The 20,220-nt window shown below is 66.1% G+C and carries 26 protein-coding genes; 10 read left to right on the top strand and 16 right to left on the bottom strand.

All coding sequences use genetic code 11. The features are described from left to right. Nucleotides 1–47: 47 nt before the first annotated feature. From ACP7A3_RS03755 to ACP7A3_RS03740, 4 genes are all read left to right on the top strand, one after another. Nucleotides 48–1,316 (top strand): multidrug effflux MFS transporter, encoded by a 1,269-nt coding sequence (locus ACP7A3_RS03755; RefSeq protein ID WP_043060723.1) that lies wholly within the window; start codon nucleotides 48–50, stop codon nucleotides 1,314–1,316. Nucleotides 1,317–1,370: 54 nt separating this feature from the next. Continuing rightward, complete coding sequence (locus tag ACP7A3_RS03750) at nucleotides 1,371–1,712, top strand: hypothetical protein (protein WP_017979553.1); 342 nt, start codon at nucleotides 1,371–1,373, stop codon at nucleotides 1,710–1,712. 348 nt (nucleotides 1,713–2,060) lie between these two features. Further along, complete coding sequence (locus ACP7A3_RS03745) at nucleotides 2,061–2,729, top strand: opacity protein (protein ID WP_426255283.1); 669 nt, start codon at nucleotides 2,061–2,063, stop codon at nucleotides 2,727–2,729. A 115-nt stretch (nucleotides 2,730–2,844) separates the two neighbouring features. After that, nucleotides 2,845–3,180: an HNH endonuclease gene (locus tag ACP7A3_RS03740; protein ID WP_426255284.1), complete on the top strand. Its 336-nt coding sequence runs from the start codon at nucleotides 2,845–2,847 to the stop codon at nucleotides 3,178–3,180. 48 nt (nucleotides 3,181–3,228) lie between these two features. On the opposite strand, the gene ACP7A3_RS03735 is transcribed toward ACP7A3_RS03740, so the two are convergent. Both ACP7A3_RS03735 and ACP7A3_RS03730 read right to left on the bottom strand, forming a co-directional pair. After that, nucleotides 3,229–3,876, bottom strand: coding sequence for a hypothetical protein (locus ACP7A3_RS03735; RefSeq protein ID WP_426255285.1), 648 nt, complete (start codon nucleotides 3,874–3,876; stop codon nucleotides 3,229–3,231). A gap of 176 nt (nucleotides 3,877–4,052) precedes the next feature. After that, complete coding sequence (locus tag ACP7A3_RS03730) at nucleotides 4,053–4,253, bottom strand: hypothetical protein (protein ID WP_426255286.1); 201 nt, start codon at nucleotides 4,251–4,253, stop codon at nucleotides 4,053–4,055. Between the two features lie 119 nt (nucleotides 4,254–4,372). On the opposite strand from ACP7A3_RS03730, the gene ACP7A3_RS03725 reads away from it, so the two are divergent. Genes ACP7A3_RS03725 through ACP7A3_RS03715 form a run of 3 tightly spaced genes read left to right on the top strand, consistent with a single transcriptional unit; the run spans nucleotide 4,373 to nucleotide 5,295 of the window. Continuing rightward, complete coding sequence (locus ACP7A3_RS03725; RefSeq protein WP_017979548.1) at nucleotides 4,373–4,798, top strand: ExbD/TolR family protein; 426 nt, start codon at nucleotides 4,373–4,375, stop codon at nucleotides 4,796–4,798. 46 nt (nucleotides 4,799–4,844) lie between these two features. Continuing rightward, entirely contained in the window at nucleotides 4,845–5,018 is a 174-nt protein-coding gene (locus tag ACP7A3_RS03720; protein ID WP_426255287.1) for a hypothetical protein, read from the top strand. Beyond that, on the top strand, nucleotides 5,008–5,295 hold the full coding sequence (locus ACP7A3_RS03715) for a type II toxin-antitoxin system RelE/ParE family toxin (protein WP_426255288.1): 288 nt from the start codon (nucleotides 5,008–5,010) through the stop codon (nucleotides 5,293–5,295). The genes ACP7A3_RS03720 and ACP7A3_RS03715 overlap by 11 nt, the downstream gene beginning before the upstream one ends. A gap of 167 nt (nucleotides 5,296–5,462) precedes the next feature. Here the strand turns inward: ACP7A3_RS03715 and ACP7A3_RS03710 are convergent, their stop codons facing one another. From ACP7A3_RS03710 to ACP7A3_RS03695, 4 genes are all read right to left on the bottom strand, one after another. Further along, nucleotides 5,463–6,239, bottom strand: a complete 777-nt coding sequence (locus tag ACP7A3_RS03710; protein ID WP_426255289.1) for a hypothetical protein — start codon at nucleotides 6,237–6,239, stop codon at nucleotides 5,463–5,465. A 73-nt stretch (nucleotides 6,240–6,312) separates the two neighbouring features. Further along, entirely contained in the window at nucleotides 6,313–7,374 is a 1,062-nt protein-coding gene (locus tag ACP7A3_RS03705; RefSeq protein WP_017979546.1) for a ribonucleotide-diphosphate reductase subunit beta, read from the bottom strand. Nucleotides 7,375–7,379: 5 nt separating this feature from the next. Next, nucleotides 7,380–7,592: a hypothetical protein gene (locus ACP7A3_RS03700; protein ID WP_017979545.1), complete on the bottom strand. Its 213-nt coding sequence runs from the start codon at nucleotides 7,590–7,592 to the stop codon at nucleotides 7,380–7,382. Then, complete coding sequence (locus ACP7A3_RS03695; protein WP_063685777.1) at nucleotides 7,589–7,789, bottom strand: hypothetical protein; 201 nt, start codon at nucleotides 7,787–7,789, stop codon at nucleotides 7,589–7,591. The genes ACP7A3_RS03700 and ACP7A3_RS03695 overlap by 4 nt, the downstream gene beginning before the upstream one ends. Nucleotides 7,790–7,863: 74 nt before the next feature. On the opposite strand from ACP7A3_RS03695, the gene ACP7A3_RS03690 reads away from it, so the two are divergent. Further along, nucleotides 7,864–8,112, top strand: a complete 249-nt coding sequence (locus ACP7A3_RS03690) for a DUF2171 domain-containing protein (protein WP_043060737.1) — start codon at nucleotides 7,864–7,866, stop codon at nucleotides 8,110–8,112. A 74-nt stretch (nucleotides 8,113–8,186) separates the two neighbouring features. Here ACP7A3_RS03690 and ACP7A3_RS03685 read toward each other — a convergent pair whose 3' ends face one another. Beyond that, entirely contained in the window at nucleotides 8,187–8,603 is a 417-nt protein-coding gene (locus ACP7A3_RS03685; protein WP_426255290.1) for an endonuclease domain-containing protein, read from the bottom strand. A gap of 245 nt (nucleotides 8,604–8,848) precedes the next feature. Continuing rightward, the gene (locus tag ACP7A3_RS03680) at nucleotides 8,849–10,759 is read right to left on the bottom strand and encodes a ribonucleoside-diphosphate reductase subunit alpha (protein WP_017979541.1); all 1,911 of its coding nucleotides are present in this window, start codon (nucleotides 10,757–10,759) and stop codon (nucleotides 8,849–8,851) included. Between the two features lie 413 nt (nucleotides 10,760–11,172). Here ACP7A3_RS03680 and ACP7A3_RS03675 point away from each other — a divergent pair, with 413 nt between their 5' ends. After that, a complete protein-coding gene (locus tag ACP7A3_RS03675) occupies nucleotides 11,173–12,084 on the top strand; it encodes a protein-L-isoaspartate(D-aspartate) O-methyltransferase (RefSeq protein WP_426255291.1) in 912 nt (303 codons plus the stop codon). Between the two features lie 55 nt (nucleotides 12,085–12,139). Here ACP7A3_RS03675 and ACP7A3_RS03670 read toward each other — a convergent pair whose 3' ends face one another. From ACP7A3_RS03670 to ACP7A3_RS03655, 4 genes are all read right to left on the bottom strand, one after another. Continuing rightward, the gene (locus ACP7A3_RS03670) at nucleotides 12,140–12,667 is read right to left on the bottom strand and encodes an AAA family ATPase (RefSeq protein ID WP_426255292.1); all 528 of its coding nucleotides are present in this window, start codon (nucleotides 12,665–12,667) and stop codon (nucleotides 12,140–12,142) included. Nucleotides 12,668–12,745: 78 nt separating this feature from the next. Continuing rightward, nucleotides 12,746–13,066 (bottom strand): hypothetical protein, encoded by a 321-nt coding sequence (locus ACP7A3_RS03665; RefSeq protein WP_426255293.1) that lies wholly within the window; start codon nucleotides 13,064–13,066, stop codon nucleotides 12,746–12,748. A 13-nt stretch (nucleotides 13,067–13,079) separates the two neighbouring features. Further along, on the bottom strand, nucleotides 13,080–13,817 hold the full coding sequence (locus ACP7A3_RS03660) for a prolyl hydroxylase family protein (protein ID WP_426255294.1): 738 nt from the start codon (nucleotides 13,815–13,817) through the stop codon (nucleotides 13,080–13,082). Nucleotides 13,818–13,920: 103 nt separating this feature from the next. Further along, complete coding sequence (locus ACP7A3_RS03655; RefSeq protein WP_426255295.1) at nucleotides 13,921–16,491, bottom strand: putative bifunctional diguanylate cyclase/phosphodiesterase; 2,571 nt, start codon at nucleotides 16,489–16,491, stop codon at nucleotides 13,921–13,923. A 184-nt stretch (nucleotides 16,492–16,675) separates the two neighbouring features. Here ACP7A3_RS03655 and ACP7A3_RS03650 point away from each other — a divergent pair, with 184 nt between their 5' ends. Further along, nucleotides 16,676–18,208 carry a fumarate hydratase gene (locus tag ACP7A3_RS03650; RefSeq protein ID WP_426255296.1) on the top strand — a complete coding sequence of 511 codons (1,533 nt, stop codon included), beginning with the start codon at nucleotides 16,676–16,678 and terminating at the stop codon, nucleotides 18,206–18,208. A gap of 148 nt (nucleotides 18,209–18,356) precedes the next feature. On the opposite strand, the gene ACP7A3_RS03645 is transcribed toward ACP7A3_RS03650, so the two are convergent. From ACP7A3_RS03645 to ACP7A3_RS03630, 4 genes are read right to left on the bottom strand one after another with little or no spacing between them, the layout of a single operon-like run. Continuing rightward, nucleotides 18,357–18,875: a hypothetical protein gene (locus ACP7A3_RS03645; RefSeq protein WP_426255297.1), complete on the bottom strand. Its 519-nt coding sequence runs from the start codon at nucleotides 18,873–18,875 to the stop codon at nucleotides 18,357–18,359. Beyond that, a complete protein-coding gene (locus tag ACP7A3_RS03640) occupies nucleotides 18,872–19,378 on the bottom strand; it encodes a hypothetical protein (protein WP_426255298.1) in 507 nt (168 codons plus the stop codon). Before ACP7A3_RS03640 ends, ACP7A3_RS03645 begins: the two co-directional genes overlap by 4 nt. Further along, the gene (locus ACP7A3_RS03635; RefSeq protein WP_331361573.1) at nucleotides 19,375–19,887 is read right to left on the bottom strand and encodes a hypothetical protein; all 513 of its coding nucleotides are present in this window, start codon (nucleotides 19,885–19,887) and stop codon (nucleotides 19,375–19,377) included. Before ACP7A3_RS03635 ends, ACP7A3_RS03640 begins: the two co-directional genes overlap by 4 nt. Next, the gene (locus tag ACP7A3_RS03630) at nucleotides 19,887–20,123 is read right to left on the bottom strand and encodes a helix-turn-helix transcriptional regulator (protein ID WP_426255299.1); all 237 of its coding nucleotides are present in this window, start codon (nucleotides 20,121–20,123) and stop codon (nucleotides 19,887–19,889) included. The genes ACP7A3_RS03635 and ACP7A3_RS03630 overlap by 1 nt, the downstream gene beginning before the upstream one ends. Nucleotides 20,124–20,220: the final 97 nt, after the last annotated feature.

Genomic DNA, 20,220 nt, shown 5'->3' with positions numbered 1-20,220 from the left:
CGTAGCGGGTTCCTGTTCGCGTCGCTTGCGCCTACAGGGAAGCCATCGTGACCCGTCAGACCTTGTCCACCGCGCCGGCCGTTGCCGGCGCCCCGTCCATCGTCGCCCCGGAGCCTGCGGGCGCCCCGATCGGCTTCGTCGAATTCGTCGCGCTGGTGGCGGCGCTGATGTCGCTGGCGGCGCTGGGTATCGACTCGATGCTCCCCGCGCTGCCGGCGATGGGCCGGTCGCTGGGCGTGGCGACCGAGAACCAGCGCCAGTTCATCATCACCGCCTTCATCCTGGGCTTCGGCATCGCGCAATTGGCGCATGGGCCGCTGGCCGATCGCTATGGGCGGCGGGCGGTGCTGCTGTGGGCGATCGGGGGCTATGTGGTCGCCAATATCGCCTGCGCGGTGTCGGCGAGCTTCACGCTCCTGCTCGCGGCGCGGGTGTTCGGCGGCGCGATGGTGGCGGCGACGCGGGTGGCGACGGTGGCGATCGTGCGCGATTGCTATCACGGCCGGCCGATGGCGCGGGTGATGTCGATCGCGTTCATGGTGTTCATGGTCGTGCCGGTCATGGCGCCGGCATTCGGGCAGACGGTGCTATTGTTCGCCAATTGGCGCGGCATCTTCTGGGTGGTCGCGGGCCTCAGCCTCGGCATCTGGATGTGGTTCTTCGTGCGCATGCCCGAGACACTGCGCCCCGAAGCGCGGCAGCCGCTGTCGGTGTCGCGGATCTGGGCGGGGTGGAAGCAGACGCTCGGCGACCGTTTGTCGTTGGGGTATACGCTGGCGTCGACGTCGCTGATGGGGGCGCTGTACGGCTATCTCAATTCGGTGCAGCAGATCATGTTCGATACGTTCGACCGGCCCAAGCTGCTCGCGGTGATGTTCGCCGTGACCGCGACGCTGATGGCGGGCGCGAACCTGACCAATGCGCGGCTGGTGATGCGGCTGGGCACGCGGCTGATCAGCCATAGCGCGGTGACGATGCTGGTCGTGCTGAGCGCGATCCACCTCGCCATCGCGCTGGCCGGATATGAGACGCTGGTCGGCTTCGTCGTGTTGCAGGCACTGACCATGGGGTGCTTCGGCCTTGCCACGTCCAACTTCTCGTCGATGGCGATGGAGAATATGGGCGGGATCGCCGGCACCGCCTCCAGCGTGCAGGGGTTCACCAGCATCACCGTCGGCGCCGTGGTGGGCGTTGTCATCGGGCAGGCGTTCAACGGGACCACCGCGCCGCTGGCCGCGGGGTTCCTGATCTGCGGCCTGATGTCGCTGCTGGTCGTCGCGATCACCGAGCGGTTCCGCCTGTTCCGTCCCGCCTGACGGAACCCGGCCCGCATCCCCGCCGTTCGACCCGGGTAATCCAGGAGAGATACGATGGGTGGACATCAGGTGCAGAGCCACGGGTCGGGCGACGACGGCTATGACGAGGAAGGCTATGACGAGAGCCAGCGCGCCGAAATCCTGGAGGCGACGCGCAACGGCCCCAGCGACGGCCTGGTCCTGACCGATCTGAATCCCGACCTGGGCGATGACGATGTCGAGGACGAATCGATCGACGAGGTCGACATGGATTCCGAAGAGGTCGGCGAAACCGATGCCAGCGTGACCATGGACGAAGCCGACATGGACGAGGACGACGCGCAGGACGATTTCGACGCCGACGCGACCGACGACGACACGCTGGACGATGCCGACGACGCCGCGCTGCGGCCCTGATCGTCCCCCGTTCCACCATGCGCTGACGGCGCTGCCTTCCGCCCGGAAGGTGGCGCCGTAGCCATGTCTGGCCCCGATCCTTTCGCACCTGCGTTAGTATATTTGCCGGCGCCTTGGTATTTCCGTCACACCCCAATTGCGGCGCTGGTGGGGCATCTGCCTTGGAATTGCGCGCTTTCGTTCATCGGCTGGACAGGAACTGTGGCAAGTTTGTCACGTTTCCCGGCCGATCCGGTAAAAGCCGTCCCGCGCTGCAACAAAGCCGTAATCTCCGTGTTTGGAGGGGCCTGGGCGGCGAGCGGACACGGTCCCCGCCGCCCGAGTTGAGGCAATAAAGGTATTCACATCATGCGTAAGCTCGCCCTCGCGGCCGCCGTTGCGGCAGCGTCTTTTGCCGTCCCCGCCTTCGCGCAGGACATGTCGACGACCGCGACGACCGCGACGACCGACGCGACCGCGCCGGCCCCCGTCGACGCGCAGGCCGACACCGCGCCCAAGGCTCCGGACGGCACGCGCGCTTTCGGTATCGAGCCCTATGTCGCCGTGATGGGCGGCTGGGAGCAGTTCGATCGTCAGACCGTCGCCGGCATCCCCGCGCAGCCCAAGGGCTATAACCTGGACGGCGCGCTGATCGAAGGCATCGTCGGCTTCAACGTGCCGCTGGGCCCCGTGTTCGTCGGCGCCGAGGGCGCGGTCGCCAAGGGCGTGTCGGGTGACATCGACTGGCAGTATGGCGCGTACGGCCGCTTCGGCTTCCGCGCCGGCGACAGCGGCCTGTTCTACGGCAAGGTCGGCTACCGCTGGAACAACTTCAACAACTTCGCACCGGGCGTGCAGGGCGACCTGAAGCGTGACTATCACGCGACCGTGTACGGCATCGGCACCGAAGTCGGCCCGAAGGACATCGGTCTGGGCGGCCTGACCGGCAATTCGGGCCTGCGCCTGCGTCTCGAAGTGTCGACCTTCGACAACGCGCACAGCTTCCGTCCGATGGGCGGCGTGGTCGCGCACTTCTAAGTGCATGACGCACCCGGCAACGGGTGACGACTGACACGCGAGGGGGCGGATCTGCTGCGGGCAGGTCCGCCCCCTTTGCATTGGGGCGGGGCGCGGGCGTCCCTATATCCGGGCCATGACCGGACGCGTGAAGCGCAAGGCGGGGCTGGCCGCCGCCCAGGCCCTGGCCGCCCGCACCGCGGCGCCCGCGACGTGCGCGCTGTGCGAGCGGCCGCTGGGCGCCAAGGTGGAGTGGCACCATCTGGTCCCCAAATCCGAAGGCGGCCGCGTGACCGCGCCGGTCCATCCGATCTGCCATCGCACCATCCATGCGACGCTGCCCAACGCGCAGCTGGCCCGCGACTATGCCGAGCCCGCGGTGCTGCGCGCGCATCCCGACATCGCGCGCTTTCTGGCGTGGATCGCCGACAAACCCGCCGATTTCCAGGTGCCGGTGCGGCGGCGACGCTGAGCCGCGGACGGTTCGAAAAGTCACAAAAGTCACGCCGACGCACGTGTTTTACGGTTCATGGTCGGGCGGCGGGTGCGGGCGGTAATCGTCGATGTCGATCAGGTCCGCCTCGACATCGGTGTCGGTGATCGCCTCCATCGCCGGCCCGAAGCCCATCGCGCGGACGGCGAGATGATGCGCCCGCAGGTTCGCCGCATCGCGCGAATCGAACAGCCCCGGGTTGAGGTGCCGCAGCAGGAACATCAGCATCCGGTCCGACGGCCGGCAGGTTTCGGCGGCGATGCGGCCTTCGCGCCAGACGACCTGCGGCGTGCCGCTGATCGCGCGCTCCATCGCGACGCTGAGCAATCGGCCGCTGGCCCGCATCATCGCGGCATCCCACGCCTTGGCAAAGGCCGCGCCCTGCGGATGGTTGCGCAGGCGATAGGCGGAGCGCGGTGTGATGTCCGCCATCTCCGCCGCCTCGGTGATGCGGCCGGTGTTGGCCAGCGTGTTGAGGAAGATGCGCTGGCGTTCCGCGGTCCAGCCGTCGTGGCGACGGCGCAGCTCGACGGTCAGGCGATCCTCGACGATCTCGCGCGGCGCGCGGGGCGGGGGTTTGCGCTTGGGCCGGCGATAGGACGGCGGGTCGAAGGCGTCGTCGTCCGCATGCGAGCGCGGGATGGGGGCGGGATCGTCGTCGGGGAAGGATGACATACACGATGCTCCTGTTCGAGGAGCCGATCCAGCTACGCGCAATCGGGCGTGTAGGACAGGGGGCGTCGTGGGACGCAGGAAAAGCCGCGATCGATTAGCGGCTTGGCTGGGCGGCGGGAGCGGTGCGATCCAACAGGCCATGCCGGATCGCCGCGGCGCAGCCCCGGTGCGCGCGATCAGGGGGCGAGCAGGTTGGCGACGGCGGCGACGTCGGCGGCATTGGCGCCCGTAGCGGTTCCATCGGTCGTGGTCGCAGGGGCGGCGGCGCCGTTGCCGGCGGGCGCCGATCCGGCGACGTCATAGGCGAACCACAGGACGCCGCCCGCCCAGAGCAGCGCCGCCCAGCGACTGCGGAAGAGGCGCGGGTTGGGGAACATCGCGCCAGTCTGGCCCGGCCCGTGTTGCCGGATGGTTGCGGGGGAGGGTTAATCGCCGCCCCTTGACGACGGGCGTGCATCGTGATGTTCTACCATCACATCGATAAGGAGACGTCAGGATGCCACGCAAGCGTGCCTTCTCCGCCCCGGCCGGCCCCGCCTTCGACGCGCCGCTGTCCGACCTCAACATCACGCCGCTGATCGACGTGATGCTGGTGTTGCTGGTGATGATGATCCTGACGCTGCCGACCGTGCTGCACAAAGTCCCGATCGACCTGCCGCAGGGCAAGGCGCCGCCGTCCGAGACGGTGACGCACCCGCTGGTGCTGGCGCGCGACGGCACGGTGACGCTGGATGGCGTGGGCCTGAGCGATGCCGGCATGCCCGCGCGGTTCAAGGCCCTGGACGCCGACCCCAAGGCGCTGCTGGTGATGCGCACCGACCCGGAGGCGCGCTACGCCCGGTTCGACGCGGTGCTCGCCGAGGTGAAGCGCGCCGGGATCACGCGGCTGGGGTTCGCGGGGAATGAGGCGATGGTGGAGTGAGGGAGCGGGTCTTACATTGCCGCTGCGGATGAGGTATCTTTCTAGCATGGCATACGTGGTCGATCAGCGCGACAAACTCGACGCCGAACCGGTCGTGACCGAGGCCGGGTATGACGCGTGGAAGCGCGCCAAGATCGAGCGGGGGTTGGAGCAGAGCCGCGATCGCGCTGCGATGATCCCGGTGGATCAGGTGCTACGAAACCTCTCGCTTGAGGGTTAACTTCACGCCGCAAGCGCAGGATGACCTTCAGGCGATCCGCGACTGGATCGCTGAAGACGATCGCGCCGCAGCGGATCGAGTGGTCAGCCGGATCGCGCAGACGGCGATGATGTTCGGGCAGTTTCCGTTTCTGGGTCGTGTCGGTCAGGTGGACGGAACGCGCGAGTTCTCGGTCGTCGGCCTGCCGTATTTGATCGTCTATGCCATCGCCTCGGAAAGCGAGATTGACGTGCTGACTGTGCTGCATACGCGGCGGAAATATCCGCCGCTAATTTAAGGGGCCGGACGCCGGTCCGAGGCGGCGAGGTAATGCGTTCTGATCCGCAGGCACGCTACGCGCGGTTTGATAAGTGGCTGGCCGAGGTGAAGCGGGTGGCTATGGTTTGGCGTGATTGAGGTGATCGCCCGGTGATTTACTTCACGACATGAGCATGGGCGAGTTGGTCAATCTTCACCATCAACCCCATAGCAATCGTATATAATGACGCGCTTAAGACGGCCATCTATGTATAAAATCTTTTTGAAGTGTATGCTTACTGTGGCACCATTCCGCTCGGCGTAGTCGCGTAGAAAGCGGGCGAGAGTAGGCAGTGTTCGGGGGTTGGCGTTGCGATCGACCTTAAAAGGTATGGTTCGGCCAATATCAAAGAAGAATGCTCTGCCGTGTCTGGAGTTAACGTTCAGCGCGGCTACAGAAACGTCCTGCGTACTAGTGCCTTCTTCAAATATCTCGTTTTTAAGGTAGTCTTTCGTATTTGAATTTAGGTCGAGCAGAATCTGTCGGCCGGTTTTGATGGATATGTTCTTGTCTCGGTCGCCAATCCAAGCATGTCCACGCAATAGCGAAGGCGACACGGCTTCCGTCAAGGCGTCTATATCGCCGCCTCGGTAAAGATGATCCCCGGCCTGTAGATCGCCTTCGGTGCCGGTAGCGCGTTTCCATATGCCTTTCACCAAGTCATAAACGAGGTTACCTGCAGCTCCGGTCGCTAAATCCCCGCCAAGAGCTAGAAGTGCAGTTAAGCTTCCGGGGCGGGCTTCCTGAAAAAAGAAGCGAAGGCGATCGTCGTAAGGCTGCCGTTGCCGGACGACATTGGTTGCAGCAAAATGCGCGATCAAAGTTGCGGCATGAGCTAGGCCCGCTAGCGATTCCAATCCGGCATTAGCTTCGATGTGATGTCGTCTAGCCTCTGATCCCGTAAAGCAGATTTCTAGAGCCACCCCATGCCTCCCGAACTATTACTCTGGAAGCATGGGGTAGCAAAATCTAAAAAGCAAACATCGCCCTATTTCGTCACTCCGCCGCGACCCCAGCGCGCGAGAACATGTCGCCGCCGTCGAGTAGCCCCAAGTCCTCGTTGGCCGGCTTGACCGCCTTCGCCTTCTGGCGCTTGTCGAAGCTGTCCCAGACGTCGTTCCACTGGCCCTTAGTCGCGGCCTTCGAATATTCGGTCGCGCGGGTTTCGAAGAAGTTGGCGTGCTCGACGCCGTTGAGCAGCGGGGCGAGCCAGGGCAGGGGGTGTTCGTCGATCATGTAGATCGGCTTCAGGCCGAGCTGGCCCAGCCGCCAGTCCGCGATGTAGCGGATGTACTTCTTGATCTCCTTGGGCGTCATGCCGTTGACCGGGCCCATTTCGAACGCGAGGTCGATGAAATTGTCCTCGAGCCGGATCGTGGTCTGGCAGACGTCGGCGATATCGTCCTTCACCGCCTTGGTCAGGCACTGACGTTCCTTCACGAAGGTGTGGAACATCTTGATGATGCCTTCGCAGTGCAACGATTCGTCGCGCACCGACCAGCTGACGATCTGGCCCATGCCCTTCATCTTGTTGAAGCGCGGGAAGTTCATCAGCATCGCGAATGACGCGAACAGCTGCACGCCTTCGGTGAAGCCGCCGAACATGGCGAGCGTGCGGGCGATATCCTCGTCGCTGTCGACGCCGAAGTTCTGCATGTAATCATGCTTTTCCTTCATCTCGGCATATTCGAGGAAGGCGCCGTACTCGCTCTCGGGCATGCCGATCGTGTCGAGCAGGTGGCTGTAGGCGGCGATGTGGACCGTCTCCATGTTGCTGAACGCGGTCAGCATCATCTTGATCTCGGTCGGCTTGAACACGCGGCCGTATTTCTCGTGGTAGCAATCCTGCACCTCGACGTCCGCCTGCGTGAAGAAGCGGAAGATCTGCGTCAGCAGGTTGCGCTCGTGATCGGTCAGCTTCTGCGCCCAGTCGCGGCAATCCTCGCCCAACGGCACCTCTTCGGGGAGCCAGTGGAGCTGCTGCTGACGCTTCCAGAATTCGAACGCCCAGGGGTATTCGAACGGCTTGTACTGCTTGGAGGCTTGGAGGAGGGACATGGGGGTTACTCCGGGATAAGCTTGGAAGAATAACTGGCCAGGGTCATCGCGCCGACGAGGATCGCGACGATGCCGAGGCCGCGGATCGTGCGGGGTACGGTGATGGGGATCACGCCGTGGCCGACGAATCGGTTCGGGTGGCGCGCCCAGCGATAGCCGAGAACGATTAGCCATGCACCGAACGCGACGCGAATCCACGGTTCGATCGCGGCGATCATGGCTGCGCGCTCCACTGCCACATCGCATAGGCCGAAAAGCCGAGGACGATGCCGCCGGCGACCATCATGATGCCGGCCATGCGATAGACGTAGACGCGCGCCGGGCCTTGGGGCGCTCGCAGCTGGAGCAGCAGCCATAGGCCGGCGAGGCCCAGCACCGCGGCGACGGCGAACATGATGAGGCTCTCGCGCGGCATCAGTGCTGCGCCTCCGATGCATCCATTTGGAACACGGGTCGTTTCATCGCCGAACCCAAGCCAGGAGACGCATGATGCACGATCACAGCAACATCAAGGAACATATGAAGGTCATCGGCGCGGACGGCGTCCACGTCGGCACCGTCGACCATGTCGAGGGCGAGCGCATCAAGCTCACCAAGAACGACAGCCCCAGCACCGAAGACGGGCAGGGCGCCAAGCACCATTACCTGCCGGCCGGCCTGGTCGCCGAGATCGAAGGCGACACGGTGCGCCTGTCGGCCACCGCGCAGAACGCCCAGGACATGTTCGAAGAGGCGTGATGGGCCGCCTCCCTCTCCCGGCGGGAGAGGGAGGGAGCCGCCGTCAGGCGGCGGAAGGGTGAGGGTGGTGCCGCTCATGCGGTGCCGCCCTTTTTCTTGGGCGAAAGACCCTCATCCTTCCGCGGCTGCGCCGCTCCTTCCTTCTCCCGGAGGGAGAAGGAGATGTGTTCGATCACGCCTTCGAGATTTGTCATCACGTCCGTGTTCGAGACGCGGATCGTTCTGTAGCCTTCACGGGCCATGAAACCTGCGCGGGACGTGTCTGAGCCTTCCGCGCCGGCGTGGGTATCGCCGTCGACCTCGATGACCAGCTTTTCGGAAAAGCACAGCATGTCGGCGTAGAAAGGTCCCAGCGGCGCCTGATGGCGCCATTTCAGATGCGGATAGGTGTCGCGGAGCGCGCGGAGCAGGTGGCGTTCGGGCCCGGGGGCATTGCGGCGTAGGTCTCGAGCGCGTTGGACGGTGCCGGACGGTGCGTCTTTGTATAGCATGTCACCCTCACCCTTCCGCGCCCTGACGGGCGCTCCCTCCCTCTCCCAGAGGGAGAGGGAATTGGCGGCACCTCACCCCTCTCCCCCCGGGAGAGGGAGGGGCCCGCCCGCGTCAGCGGGTGGGAGGGTGAGGGTGGCCCCTCGCCGGCTACGCCACGCCGTCAGACATCGTCGGCTCATGCCGACGCTGCTGCCCGCCGTGGCGAGTCTTCGAATGGCTTACGCCATCCGAAGCCGCCCACACCTCACTGACACGCCAGGCATTCGTCATAGTCCGTCGTCTCGCCGATTTCGAACTTCGGCGCGGCGATGGTGTTGTCCGCTTCCACGCCGCCCGATCCGGCGAAGCCCGCGCGCTGCACGCTCTTCGAGCGCAGATAGTAGAGCGACTTGATGCCGAGCTCCCAGGCGCGGAAGTGGAGCATCAGGAGGTCCCACTTCTCGACGTCCGCCGGGATGAACAGGTTCAGCGACTGCGCCTGGTCGATATAGGGCGTGCGGTCGCCGGCGAGTTCGAGCAGCCAGCGCTGGTCGATTTCGAAGCTGGTCTTGTAGCAATCCTTCTCTTCCACCGACAGAAAGTCGAGGTGCTGGACCGAGCCGCCGTGTTCGAGGATCGAGTTCCACACCGCGTCGCTGTTCTTGGATTTTTCCTTGAGCAGCTTTTCCAGATACGGGTTCTTGACCGAGAAGCTGCCCGACAGCGTCTTGTGCGTGTAGATGTTCGCCGGGATCGGTTCGATGCACGCGCTGGTGCCGCCGCAGATGATGCTGATCGACGCGGTCGGCGCGATCGCCATCTTGCAGCTGAACCGCTCCATCACGCCGACGTCGGCGGCGTCGGGGCAGGGCCCGCGCTCGGCGGCGAGCGTCATCGACGCCTGGTTCACCTGCGCGCTGATGTGCTTGAAGATGCGCAGATTCCAGCTCTTCGCCATCGCGCCTTCGAACGGCAGGCCGCGCGCCTGGAGGAAGGAGTGGAAGCCCATGACGCCCAAGCCCACCGAGCGTTCGCGCGCGGCGCTATAGGCGGCGCGTTCCATGCCCGGTTCGTGGCGGTCGATATAGTCCTGCAGCACGTTGTCGAGGAAGCGCATCACGTCTTCGATGAAGACCTTGTCGTCCTTCCACTCGTCCCACGTTTCGAGGTTGAGCGACGACAGGCAGCAGACCGCGGTGCGATCGTTGCCGAGATGGTCGCGGCCGGTCGGCAGCGTGATTTCCGAGCACAGGTTCGACGTCGAGACCTTCAGGCCCAGGTCGCGGTGATGCTTGGGCATCGCCTTGTTCACGTGATCGGCGAAGACGATGTACGGCTCACCCGTCTGCAGGCGGGTTTCGACGAGCTTCTGGAACAGCGAGCGCGCGTCGAGCGTCGCCCGGACGGTGCCGTCCTTGGGGCTGAGCAGATTCCATTCGCGGCCGTCGCGCACCGCTTCCATGAAGGCGTCGGTCAGCAGCACGCCGTGGTGCAGGTTCAGCGCCTTGCGGTTGAAGTCGCCCGAGGGTTTGCGGATTTCGAGGAATTCCTCGATTTCCGGGTGGCTGACGTCGAGGTAGCAGGCGGCCGAACCGCGGCGCAGCGACCCTTGCGAAATCGCGAGCGTCAGGCTGTCCATCACGCGGACGAAGGGGATGATGCCGCTGGTCTTGCCGTTGAGGCCGACGGGTTCGCCGATGCCGCGCACGCTGCCCCAATAGGTGCCGATGCCGCCGCCGCGCGAGGCGAGCCAGACGTTCTCGTTCCAGGTGTCGACGATGCCGTTCAGGCTGTCGGGCACCGAATTGAGGTAGCAGCTGATCGGCAGGCCGCGCCCCGTGCCGCCGTTCGACAGCACCGGCGTCGCGGGCATGAACCACAAGCGGCTGATATAATCGTACAGGCGCTGCGCATGCGCGGCATCGTCGGCATAGGCCGAGGCGACGCGGACGAACAGGTCCTGATAGCTTTCGCCCGGCAGCAGATAGCGATCGTTCAGCGTTTCCTTGCCGAAATCGGTCAGCAGTGCGTCGCGGCTATGGTCGACCTCGACGGGATAGGGGCGGGCGTGGATCGCCTTGCTGCCGCCATTCGCCTCTGCGGCGGGCGCCTCGGCGGCGACGGTGGCGTCGATCGTATCGGTCATGGCCTCACCCTGCGTGTCCCTGAAATCCATCGATTACCGTCCCTTGTTCCATACATGTTCGACTCGGGGCGACATGCGCAGCATATCACCCGGGCGCCCCGATGGTGAGAACAAAAAGGGGTCGCGGTTCACGGCCGCATTGTGCCCTATGGCGAATCCGACAAGGGATGTCGCCATCGATCTCTACCAGCGATTGGGTTCACCCCCGAACGCAACCCCCACAAATTGTGGCAAAGCGTCGCCGCGGGCAAGAGGCTTAATGACGCGACAGCCGTGCGGTTCCGGTGCGAACGGGGCGCGGCGGGTCGGTCGAGGGGCCGCGACGCGTGGACTTCCGCGGCTTCCGGAAAGTGCAAGCGGCGAGTGGCGGCATGAAAATTTTTTTAGCGGCCGAAGAGGCCAATTCGGACGCGATTCAACCCATGTCGTCGCGTCCGCCAAACATGAACGAAAGTTTCGTTGCGGCGGCCCGGGATACCGTCGAAGCCGCGGCGATGCGTCGTCGTTCGTCCCTCCTCTTCGTCCTTTCCGCCCTGACGCTCGCCGGCTGTGCGCAGCGGCCGGTGGCGGGGGTCGATATGCTGACCGTGCTGGCCAAGGCGCGTGCGCACCAGACCCCGGCGAAGCAGCGCGCGGCGATGGTCGCCGACATCCGTGCCGACATTCGCAGCAACGATCCGGCGGCGGACACGCCGGCCCTGGCGCGCGCGCTGGCGGCGATCGGCTCGATCCCGCGTGAGGACTTCGTCGACGGCAGAGGGCGCGCCGCGGCCTATGTCGACCTGCCGCAGGACATCGGCCACGGCCAGACGATTTCCGATCCCTATGTCGTCGCGGTGATGACCGCGGCGCTGGACCTGCCCGCGGATCGCAGCGCCCATGTGCTCGATATCGGCACGGGATCGGGCTATCAGGCGGCAGTGCTCGCGGCGGTCGCGGCGCGCGTCGCCTCGGTCGAGATCGTCGCGCCGCTCGCCCGCACGGCGGCCGCGCGGTTGCGCCGGATGGGCTATGCCACCGTCACCGTGCGGGCGGGCGACGGCTTCCTCGGCTGGCCGGAGCAGGCGCCCTTCGACGGGATCGTCGTTGCCGCCAGCGCGACCGCGGTGCCGCAACCGCTGGTCGACCAGCTGAAGGTCGGCGGCCGCATCCTCATGCCGATCGGCCCGTCCGACACGAGCACGCAATTGCTGCGCATGACCAAGCGCGCCGACGGCACGCTCGACCGCTGCCGGCTGGGCCCGGCGCTGTTCGTCCCCTTCACCGGCGGCCGTGTTCCCCCGTTCGCAGCGCGTGCGCTGACGGACCGGACGATCCCGCTGTGCTTCCGCGCGCCGGTCGTGGGGGTGCTTTGAGAGGGCGTCGTCCGTTTGCGCTGACCCCGCCGTCCGTCAAATGACGGTTGCGACCTTATCGCCGCAAGCCGTTGGCGCGGTAGAAGGCGGTCAGCGCTGCGGTGGACGCGATCTGTGTCTTGGGTAGGGTGATGCCGTCGAACAGGGTGCGGTAGCGGGTCCGGTTGGCTCGGGTGGCGATGGTGATGTGCCGGATCATGTCCCATTTCACGCTATCGCGACCACCTTCCAGCCCGCCGCGGCGGTCGCGCTCGAACCAGCAGCGTCGGACGTATCGATACAGGCTGGTCGTCGTCGGAACGTCGAGCAGGATGACGCCGGTCGCGCGTTGCAGCCGTTGCGGGAGCAGCCGCGAGTAATTGCCGTCCATCACCCAGCGGTCGCCGGCGATCGCGGCATCATGGAGCGCCGCGAACTCCGCTGGCGGTCGTGGCACCCAGTCGGTGTGCGGGAGGTGGTGGAGCTGATCGAGGTGGACCACCTGCAAGCCCCGGGCCTTCGCGATGGCCTGCGCGAGCGTCGACTTGCCGCTGTTCGACGGCCCTATGATGCAGATGCGTGTGCCCAGCTCGGTTAGCGTCATGGCGCGGCATAGCTCCTCGCGGGATGCTCTATGCCTGCGGGTGGGGCTTCACAACGGATGGTGGAGGGGGATCGAGACTTAACGCCCCATGCCGTTGGTGCTGCCCGGCATGCCATCATGCGCCCGCACGGCGGCGCCGATGCGCTGGTCGATGCAGGCGAGCAGGGCGGTGCTGGTCCGCGGCCGCTGTGCGACGCAGGTGCGGGCGGCGGGGCAGGCCTGCTCGTCGATGAGCGCGTCGCCGCTGGAGACGGTGATGCGGCAGGCCTTCAGCACGCTGCCGTCGAGGTCGAGCGACAGGCGCAGGCGCGAGAGGTGGCGGCCGGTGACCTCTATGTCGGGTTGCGGCGGCGCGGCGGGCGCGGTGGCGAGCTGGGCGAGGAGGAGGGCGAGCGGCACCGGCGCGCCCGTGTCAGCGGCGACCCTTCAGCGCGCGCATCGCGCGGACCGAGCTGTCGACGGCGGGGGGCGCTACCGGCGCCGGCGTGGGCAGCGGGCTGTTCCAGGGGCGCTCGCGGAACCACTTGGTGACGATGTACTTGGTGCCGGCGATCACCGGCTTGCCCTGATGGACCGTGTAAGGGTTGGGTTTGCCTTCGGCGTCGATGTTGTTCCAGCACAACATGGTGCCCATTTCAGGCACGAAATCGTGGTCGAGATGGTGGAAATAGGTCTCGCCGCCCGCCTCTGGCTCGTTGAGGTAGATCATCGCGGTCCAGGTGCGCTGGCCGCAGCGCAGCAGGTGCGAGGTATCTTCGGGATCGGTCAATTTGAAATAATCGGCGTGGCTGCGGAATTCCTGGCCGACGGCGTAGCGCTGGCCCTGCACGCTCTCACCGAACTGCGGACCGACGCCGAGGAACAGCGAGATGCGCAGGTCGAGCAACTGGATGAGCGGTTCGTCGACGTCGAACGCGCAGGTTTCGCTGGTGCGCATCTGCGACACGCCATCGGCGACGCGCGACCGCTGGCGGTTGGCATCGATCATCGTACACATTAGCGCGCATTCGTCGGCATTGAGGAAGCCGCGCGCCATGACGAGGTCGATATAGGGATTGTGCAGTTCGACCCCGCCCGCGAAGCGCATAGCGTGGATGGCGGCTTCGTCGAGACCGAGCGTGGTGATGTCGATCGGCGCGTGCATGCTCATCGAGGGCGGTTCCTGCCACCCGGTCGGCGGAATGCCGGCGGGTGCGAACCGGGTTAGCGGGTGATGGTAAATGCGTGTTTAACGCCGGGACTGTGACGTCGGGTCAGCCGTGGCGCAGGCGGTTCTGTAGAGTGCTGAGCCGGTCGAGGTCGATGCGTTCGTTGAAGGCGACGCCGGCGCGGCCGTCATGCGCCCAGGCGATGCGCGCGGCGACCATCATGTCCTCCGCCACCTCAAGCATCACATCGACGCCCACCGCTTCGCCATCGATAGTGATGCCGTCGATCAGCGCGCCGCTGCTCGACATGTTGCGGATGCGTACGTCACCCTGCTTGCGGCCGATCTCGATCCGGGCGGAGCGCAGCATGCGCGTGCGCGGCGCACGGCTGATGCGGTGGCCGACGGGGTGGGCGGGCGCGGCTTCGCCGAGCTGCGCCATGACGTCGGCGGCAGGCACGCCGCGGCCATAGACATAGCCCTGGATGTGGCTGCAGCCGAGATCGCGGACCAGATCGATCTCGTCCTGGATCTCGACGCCCTCCGCGGTCGTCTCCATCCCCAGCGTCTCGGCGAGCGAAACGATCGCGCGGATGATCGCGGCGTTGCGGTTGCCCGGCGCGGCGGCGCCGCGCACGAAACTCTGGTCGATCTTGATCTTGTCGAACGGCGCGGTGCGCAGATAGCCGAGACTGGAATAACCGGTGCCGAAATCGTCCAGCGCCAGGCGGACGCCGATCGCCTTCAGCGCCTTGAACATCGCATCGGTCGAGCCGGAGCCGGCGAGGAACACGCCTTCGGTGATCTCCAATTCCAGGCGGCGCGCGGGCAGGCCGCTATGCGCGAGCGCGGAGGTGACGAGCGCGGGGAAGGCAGGGTTGGCGAACTGGATCGGCGAGACGTTGACCGCGACGCGCACGTCCCCCGGCCAGCGCGCGGCATCGGCGCAGGCGGTGCGCAACACCCATTCGCCCAAGGGCTCGATCAGTCCGCATTCCTCGGCAACCGGGATGAAATCGGCTGGCGAGATCGGCCCGCGTACCGGATGGTGCCAGCGGATCAGCGCTTCATAGCCGACGATCTTCGCGTCCTTGGTCGACACGACGGGCTGATAATGGAGGACGAAGCCGCCCTCGGTCAGCGCGAGGCGCATGTCGTCTTCGAGCGCCTTGCGGCTCTTCGCGCCGGCCAGCATGTCGTCGGAATAGAAACGGTGGACGCCGCGCCCGTCCGCCTTGGCGGCATAGAGCGCGAGGTCGGCGTTGCGGATCAGCGCCTCGGCATCCTTCCCGTCCTGCGGCGCGATCGCGATGCCGATCGAACAGCCGATCGTCACCGACGTGGCGGCGACGAAATAGGGCTGCGACAGACCGGCGATCAGGTCGCGGGCGAGAAGCGCGAGCGCGTCGCGGCGGTCGTTGCCGGGCAGCAGGACCTGGAATTCGTCGCCGCCGAGGCGCCCGACGAGGCCGGCATCGCCGACGATCCGTTGCAGGCGCTGCGCGACCTGTTTCAGCAGCTCGTCGCCCGCCTGATGGCCCAAGGTGTCGTTCACCGCCTTGAACCGGTCGAGGTCCATCAGGAACAGCGCGGCGGGGCTGTGCGTGATCGCCTGCTGCTGCAGTGTCTTGTCGAGGCTGTGGCGCATGCGCTGACGGTTGGCGAGGCCGGTCAGGCTGTCGAACAGGGCGAGGCGCGTGATCTCGGCATCCGAACGCCGCTTTTCGGTCAGGTCGCTGCCCGAACCGATGAAGCCGCCGAAGCGGCCGAGATCGTCGATCATCGGCCGGCCGGACATCGACCACCAGCGTTCGGCAACCTCCGGCGCGTCGCCCGCGCCGCAGATCATGTAATCGGCAAAGGCGGTGCGCGACGACAGATGGAAGGCGAGCGTGCGCTCGGTCCCGATCGCCGCGCCGTCCATGCGGAAGACGTCGGTGAGGAACTGGCCGATCGGATGCGGCTGGCCGTTCTGGACCAGATCGTCGGCGACCTTGCGCGACAGATAGGTCAGCCGGCCCTGCCGGTCGCTTTCCCAGAACCAGCCGGTGCCGTGATCTTCGAATTCGGCGATCATCTTGAGCGCGAGGCGGCCGTTGCCGCTGTCGATCATGTGATCATAAGCGGTGCGCGCATCGATCCGGGCGAGGCGCACGATCACGAAGCCGAAGGCGATGACGAAGGGGAGCGCGGCGAGCGTGGCGAGGATATGACCCGCCGCCGCGGGCATCAGCGAAAAGCCGACCGCCAGCGACAGCGTGGCGATGCGGATCGGCTGGAGCGCGAGGGCGACCAGCGCGACCGTCGCCGCGATGCTGACCCAGCAGACGATGGCGAACGACCCGTGCGGCAGATCGGCGGCGAGCACGGCCAGCGCGCCACCGATGGAGAGCGCGGCGACCCCGGTGACGCGCACGCGCTGGAACACCGGCCAGCGATCGCTATGCTGCCCAAACGCGGCGAACCACAGCACGCTGGCGCTTGCGATCATCAGCAGGATGGCGATGACGAAGGGCAGGGAGAGGCCCGTCGCATGGGCGCCCACGCCCAGCAGCACGGACATTGCGGCGAGCGACGCACAGGCCAGCGGCCACAGCGTCGCGACCATGCCGAGCCGCTGCCCGAGCGACACGACGACATAGCCCGGGCTGTCGTAGCGCACGCCCAGAATCGTCATCGCCGACGCGTCCGGTCCCCGCATATCGAGAGGTTGAGGTCGGGTCATGCGATTCATACGACCCGAATACCCCCCCGATCCTTGATAAATCCCTGCAAAGGGGCCCGAAGCGGCCGTATCGCGGCGATGCTTGGCGGGGGCGCAGCCGGGGGGTAAAGGCTGCTTCCCGAAGGAGCTTTCGCCCGTGACCAGCCTGCCCGTGACCATCCGCGCCGCCGACCTGATCGACAGCGTCGCCGACGCCTTGCAATTCATCAGTTACTATCACCCGATGGATTACATCCGCGCTCTGGGCGACGCCTATGAGGCTGAACAGAGCCCGGCCGCCAAGGATGCGATCGCGCAGATCCTGACCAACAGCCGCATGTGCGCCGAGGGGCATCGCCCGATCTGTCAGGACACCGGCATCGTCAACGTCTTCGTCAAATGGGGCATGGACTGCCGCCTGGACGACAACAGCCGATCGATGCAGGAGGTGATCGACGAGGGCGTGCGCCGGGCGTACCTGCACCCCGAAAACAAGCTGCGCGCCAGCGTGCTCGCCGACCCCGCCTTCACCCGCCGCAACACCCGCGACAACACGCCCTGCGTGCTGCATGTCGAGATGGTGCCGGGTGCGACCGTCTCGGTCGACGTCGCTGCCAAGGGCGGCGGCAGCGAGAACAAGTCGAAGTTCAAGATGATGAACCCCAGCGATTCGATCGTCGACTGGGTGATCGAGATGCTGCCGCAGATGGGCGCGGGCTGGTGCCCGCCGGGCATGCTGGGCATCGGCATCGGCGGCACCGCGGAGCATTGCGTGCTGCTCGCCAAGCAGGCGCTGATGGAGCCGATCGACATGGGGCCGCTGAAGGCGCGCGGGCCGAAGAACGATATCGAGGCGCTGCGCATCGAGATTTTCGACAAGGTCAATGCGCTGGGCATCGGCGCGCAGGGACTGGGCGGCCTCTCCACGATCCTCGACGTCAAGATCAAGGACGCGCCGTGCCATGCCGCGGGCAAGCCGGTTGCGATGATCCCCAATTGCGCCGCGACCCGCCACGCGCATTTCACGCTGAACGGCAGCGGCCCGGCCTATCTGGAGGCGCCGAAGCTGGAGGAATGGCCCGACGTCAACTGGACGCCTGACAAGGCCGCGATCCGCGTCGACCTCGACACGCTGACGCCGGAGGTGGTGCAGTCGTGGAAGCAGGGCGACCGGCTGCTGCTGAACGGCAAGATGCTGACGGGTCGCGACGCCGCGCACAAGCGCATCGCCGACATGCTGGCGAAGGGCGAGGAACTGCCGGTCGAGTTCCGGGGCCGGGTGATCTATTATGTCGGCCCGGTCGATCCGGTCGGTGAAGAGGTCGTCGGTCCCGCCGGCCCCACCACGGCCACCCGCATGGACAAGTTCATGCGCATGATGCTGGATCAGGGGTTGCTCGCCTGCGTCGGCAAGGCGGAGCGCGGCCCCGCCGCGACCGATGCGATCCGCGAGGCGAAGAGTGCCTATCTGATGGCGGTCGGTGGCGCCGCCTATCTGGTCGCGCGCGCGATCAAGGGCAGCAAGGTCGTCGGCTTCGAGGATCTGGGGATGGAAGCGATCTACGAATTCGAGGTCAGCGACTTCCCCGTCACCGTCGCGGTGGATAGCGAGGGCAACAACGTCCACCAGCTCGCCCCGCTGGTGTGGCGCGACAAGATTGCGAAGGAAGGGTTGTTGCAGCCGGCGTGATGCAGACGCCGGCTCCAAACGGCTGATAGCGCTGCCTCTGGGCTTGTGCGGTTCTGGCGCGCTACTTCACGTTCGTCATTGCGAGCGTAGCGAAGCAATCCAGAGCCGGACCAGGACGCCGTGGAGTGCTTCGCTACGATCGCAATGCTCACCCCGCCTGATCGTCGTCCTGCTGCCAGCGGACTGCCCAGCTCGCTTGGGCGGCGGGGGTGGCGTTTAGGATGGTGAAGAGCAGGAACAGCGTCTGTGCCGCGCCCTGCATCAGCGCAGGCTTGGGCCAGTCGAGCGCGAGGCCGGCCATCAGCGCGAACAGCGCGAGCATCGTCGTGATCGCGAAGACGGCGAAGGTCCACAGATAGGCGCGGGCGCGGACGGCACGGTCCCATTCGTCAGTCTTTTCGGTGCCGCCATAGGGTTTGAGCGGGCCTACGATCTTGACGACCATGGCGAGTGCGAAGCCCAGCATCTCGATGCCATAGCCGGCGAGCGCGAGCGGCGTTTGCATGCCGCGGCTGAGCGACAGGGCAATGCCGGCGAAGGCCAGGGCCAGCGCGATCGTCGCGGGCCAGCGCAAGGGACGACGGCGGGGTGGGTGCTGCGACAGCGCCGGAATGCCGGTCCAGCCGACGAGCGCGTCGAGGCGCTGAAGGGGCGTCTTGTCGGTCATAGCGATTCATCCTCCTGGTCGGGCATCGGCACCATGAATTCGGCGAAGAGGACGGGGAGCGTCAGCATGGTCATCACCGTGGCATAGCCGATCGCGCCCCATTGGCTGGTGGTCGCCGGCATCGGCCAGCCGAGACGGCTGGCGAGCATCAGCCAGACGAACAGCATGCTGACGACGAGGATGTCGATGAGATAGGCGCGGCGCATCGCGTCCGACAGCGCGGTACGTTCGAACTCGTCGAAGGTCGCAAATCCGGCCGGACTCAGCCACGCCTCGCGCGTGAAAGGGGACTGGAGCGAGGTGATGAGCAGCAGCATGCTCATCGGCATGACGTTCGGCAGCACGGTGCCGCGATCATAGGCGCCGACCATCGCGAGGACGGGAATCGTGAGGACGAAGAGGAGGCCAGCGCTCATGCCCCAGCGAACCCAGTATCGACGCGGACGCTGCTTGATTTCGTGCGCCTGCCATTTGCGGATGTCGTAGCCGTCGCGGTAGCTCATGCGGCGTCCTCGGAATCGGGAAACGGGATCGCCCATTCGGCGAACAGGGTGGGCAGGTTGGAGGCGGTGGCGGCAAGCGCGAGGCCCCAGACCGCCCAGTCGCCCCAGCGGTGCGGCATCGGCCAGCCATAGGACGTGGCGAGTGCGCACCAGCCGAACGCACCGGCGCCGAGCAATGTGACGACCCAATAGGCGCGCTGTGTCGCGCGCATCAGGGCCGCGCGTTCGAACTCGTCGTACGAGTCTTGCATCCAGCCTCCCTTGGCGAAGGGTGAGCGGCCCGAGCCCATGTTCATGATGCCGATGACGACGAACCATCCGATTGGCAGGCCGGTTCTTTGGTCGCCCGGCACCCAGAACTGGACGAGAGCTAGGCCAAGGCTGACGACCACGGCGGCCATCAGCCACCATCGCAAAGAACGACGCCGATAGGGCCGGCCACCGGCGAACTCCGGCGGCATCTCTCCCGGTGCATAGCGCCCGGTCCAGCGGCGACTGTCATAGCCCATCAGGCGTCTCCGGCCCGGCGCAGCGCGTCGGTGAGCGAGGGGAAGGGGGCGAGCGAGAAGATCATCTCGACCGGCAAATCGAAATAGGCGGCGATCTTCAGGCCCAATTCGAGGCTGGGGTTGTAGTCGCCGCGTTCGAGATAGCCGATCGTCTGCGGGTTGACGCCGACCGCCTCCGCCAGCTCGCGCCGCGACACGTTGCGGTCGTTCCGGAACAGGGCGATGCGGTTGTGCATGCGTCCATTCTGCACGATCTGTTGTGTTTACACAACGATTCGTTCTGGCGCCGCTATGGAACGTAACAATGCCCCATATTTACCCGGCGGAAACCGA

It is taken from the genome of Sphingomonas sp. DC5200-1 (assembly GCF_049897245.1).
GTDB lineage: Bacteria > Pseudomonadota > Alphaproteobacteria > Sphingomonadales > Sphingomonadaceae > Sphingomonas > Sphingomonas aquatilis.
Note: the sequence above shows the minus strand (reverse complement) of the source record. Positions and strands in the feature narration are given on the sequence as shown.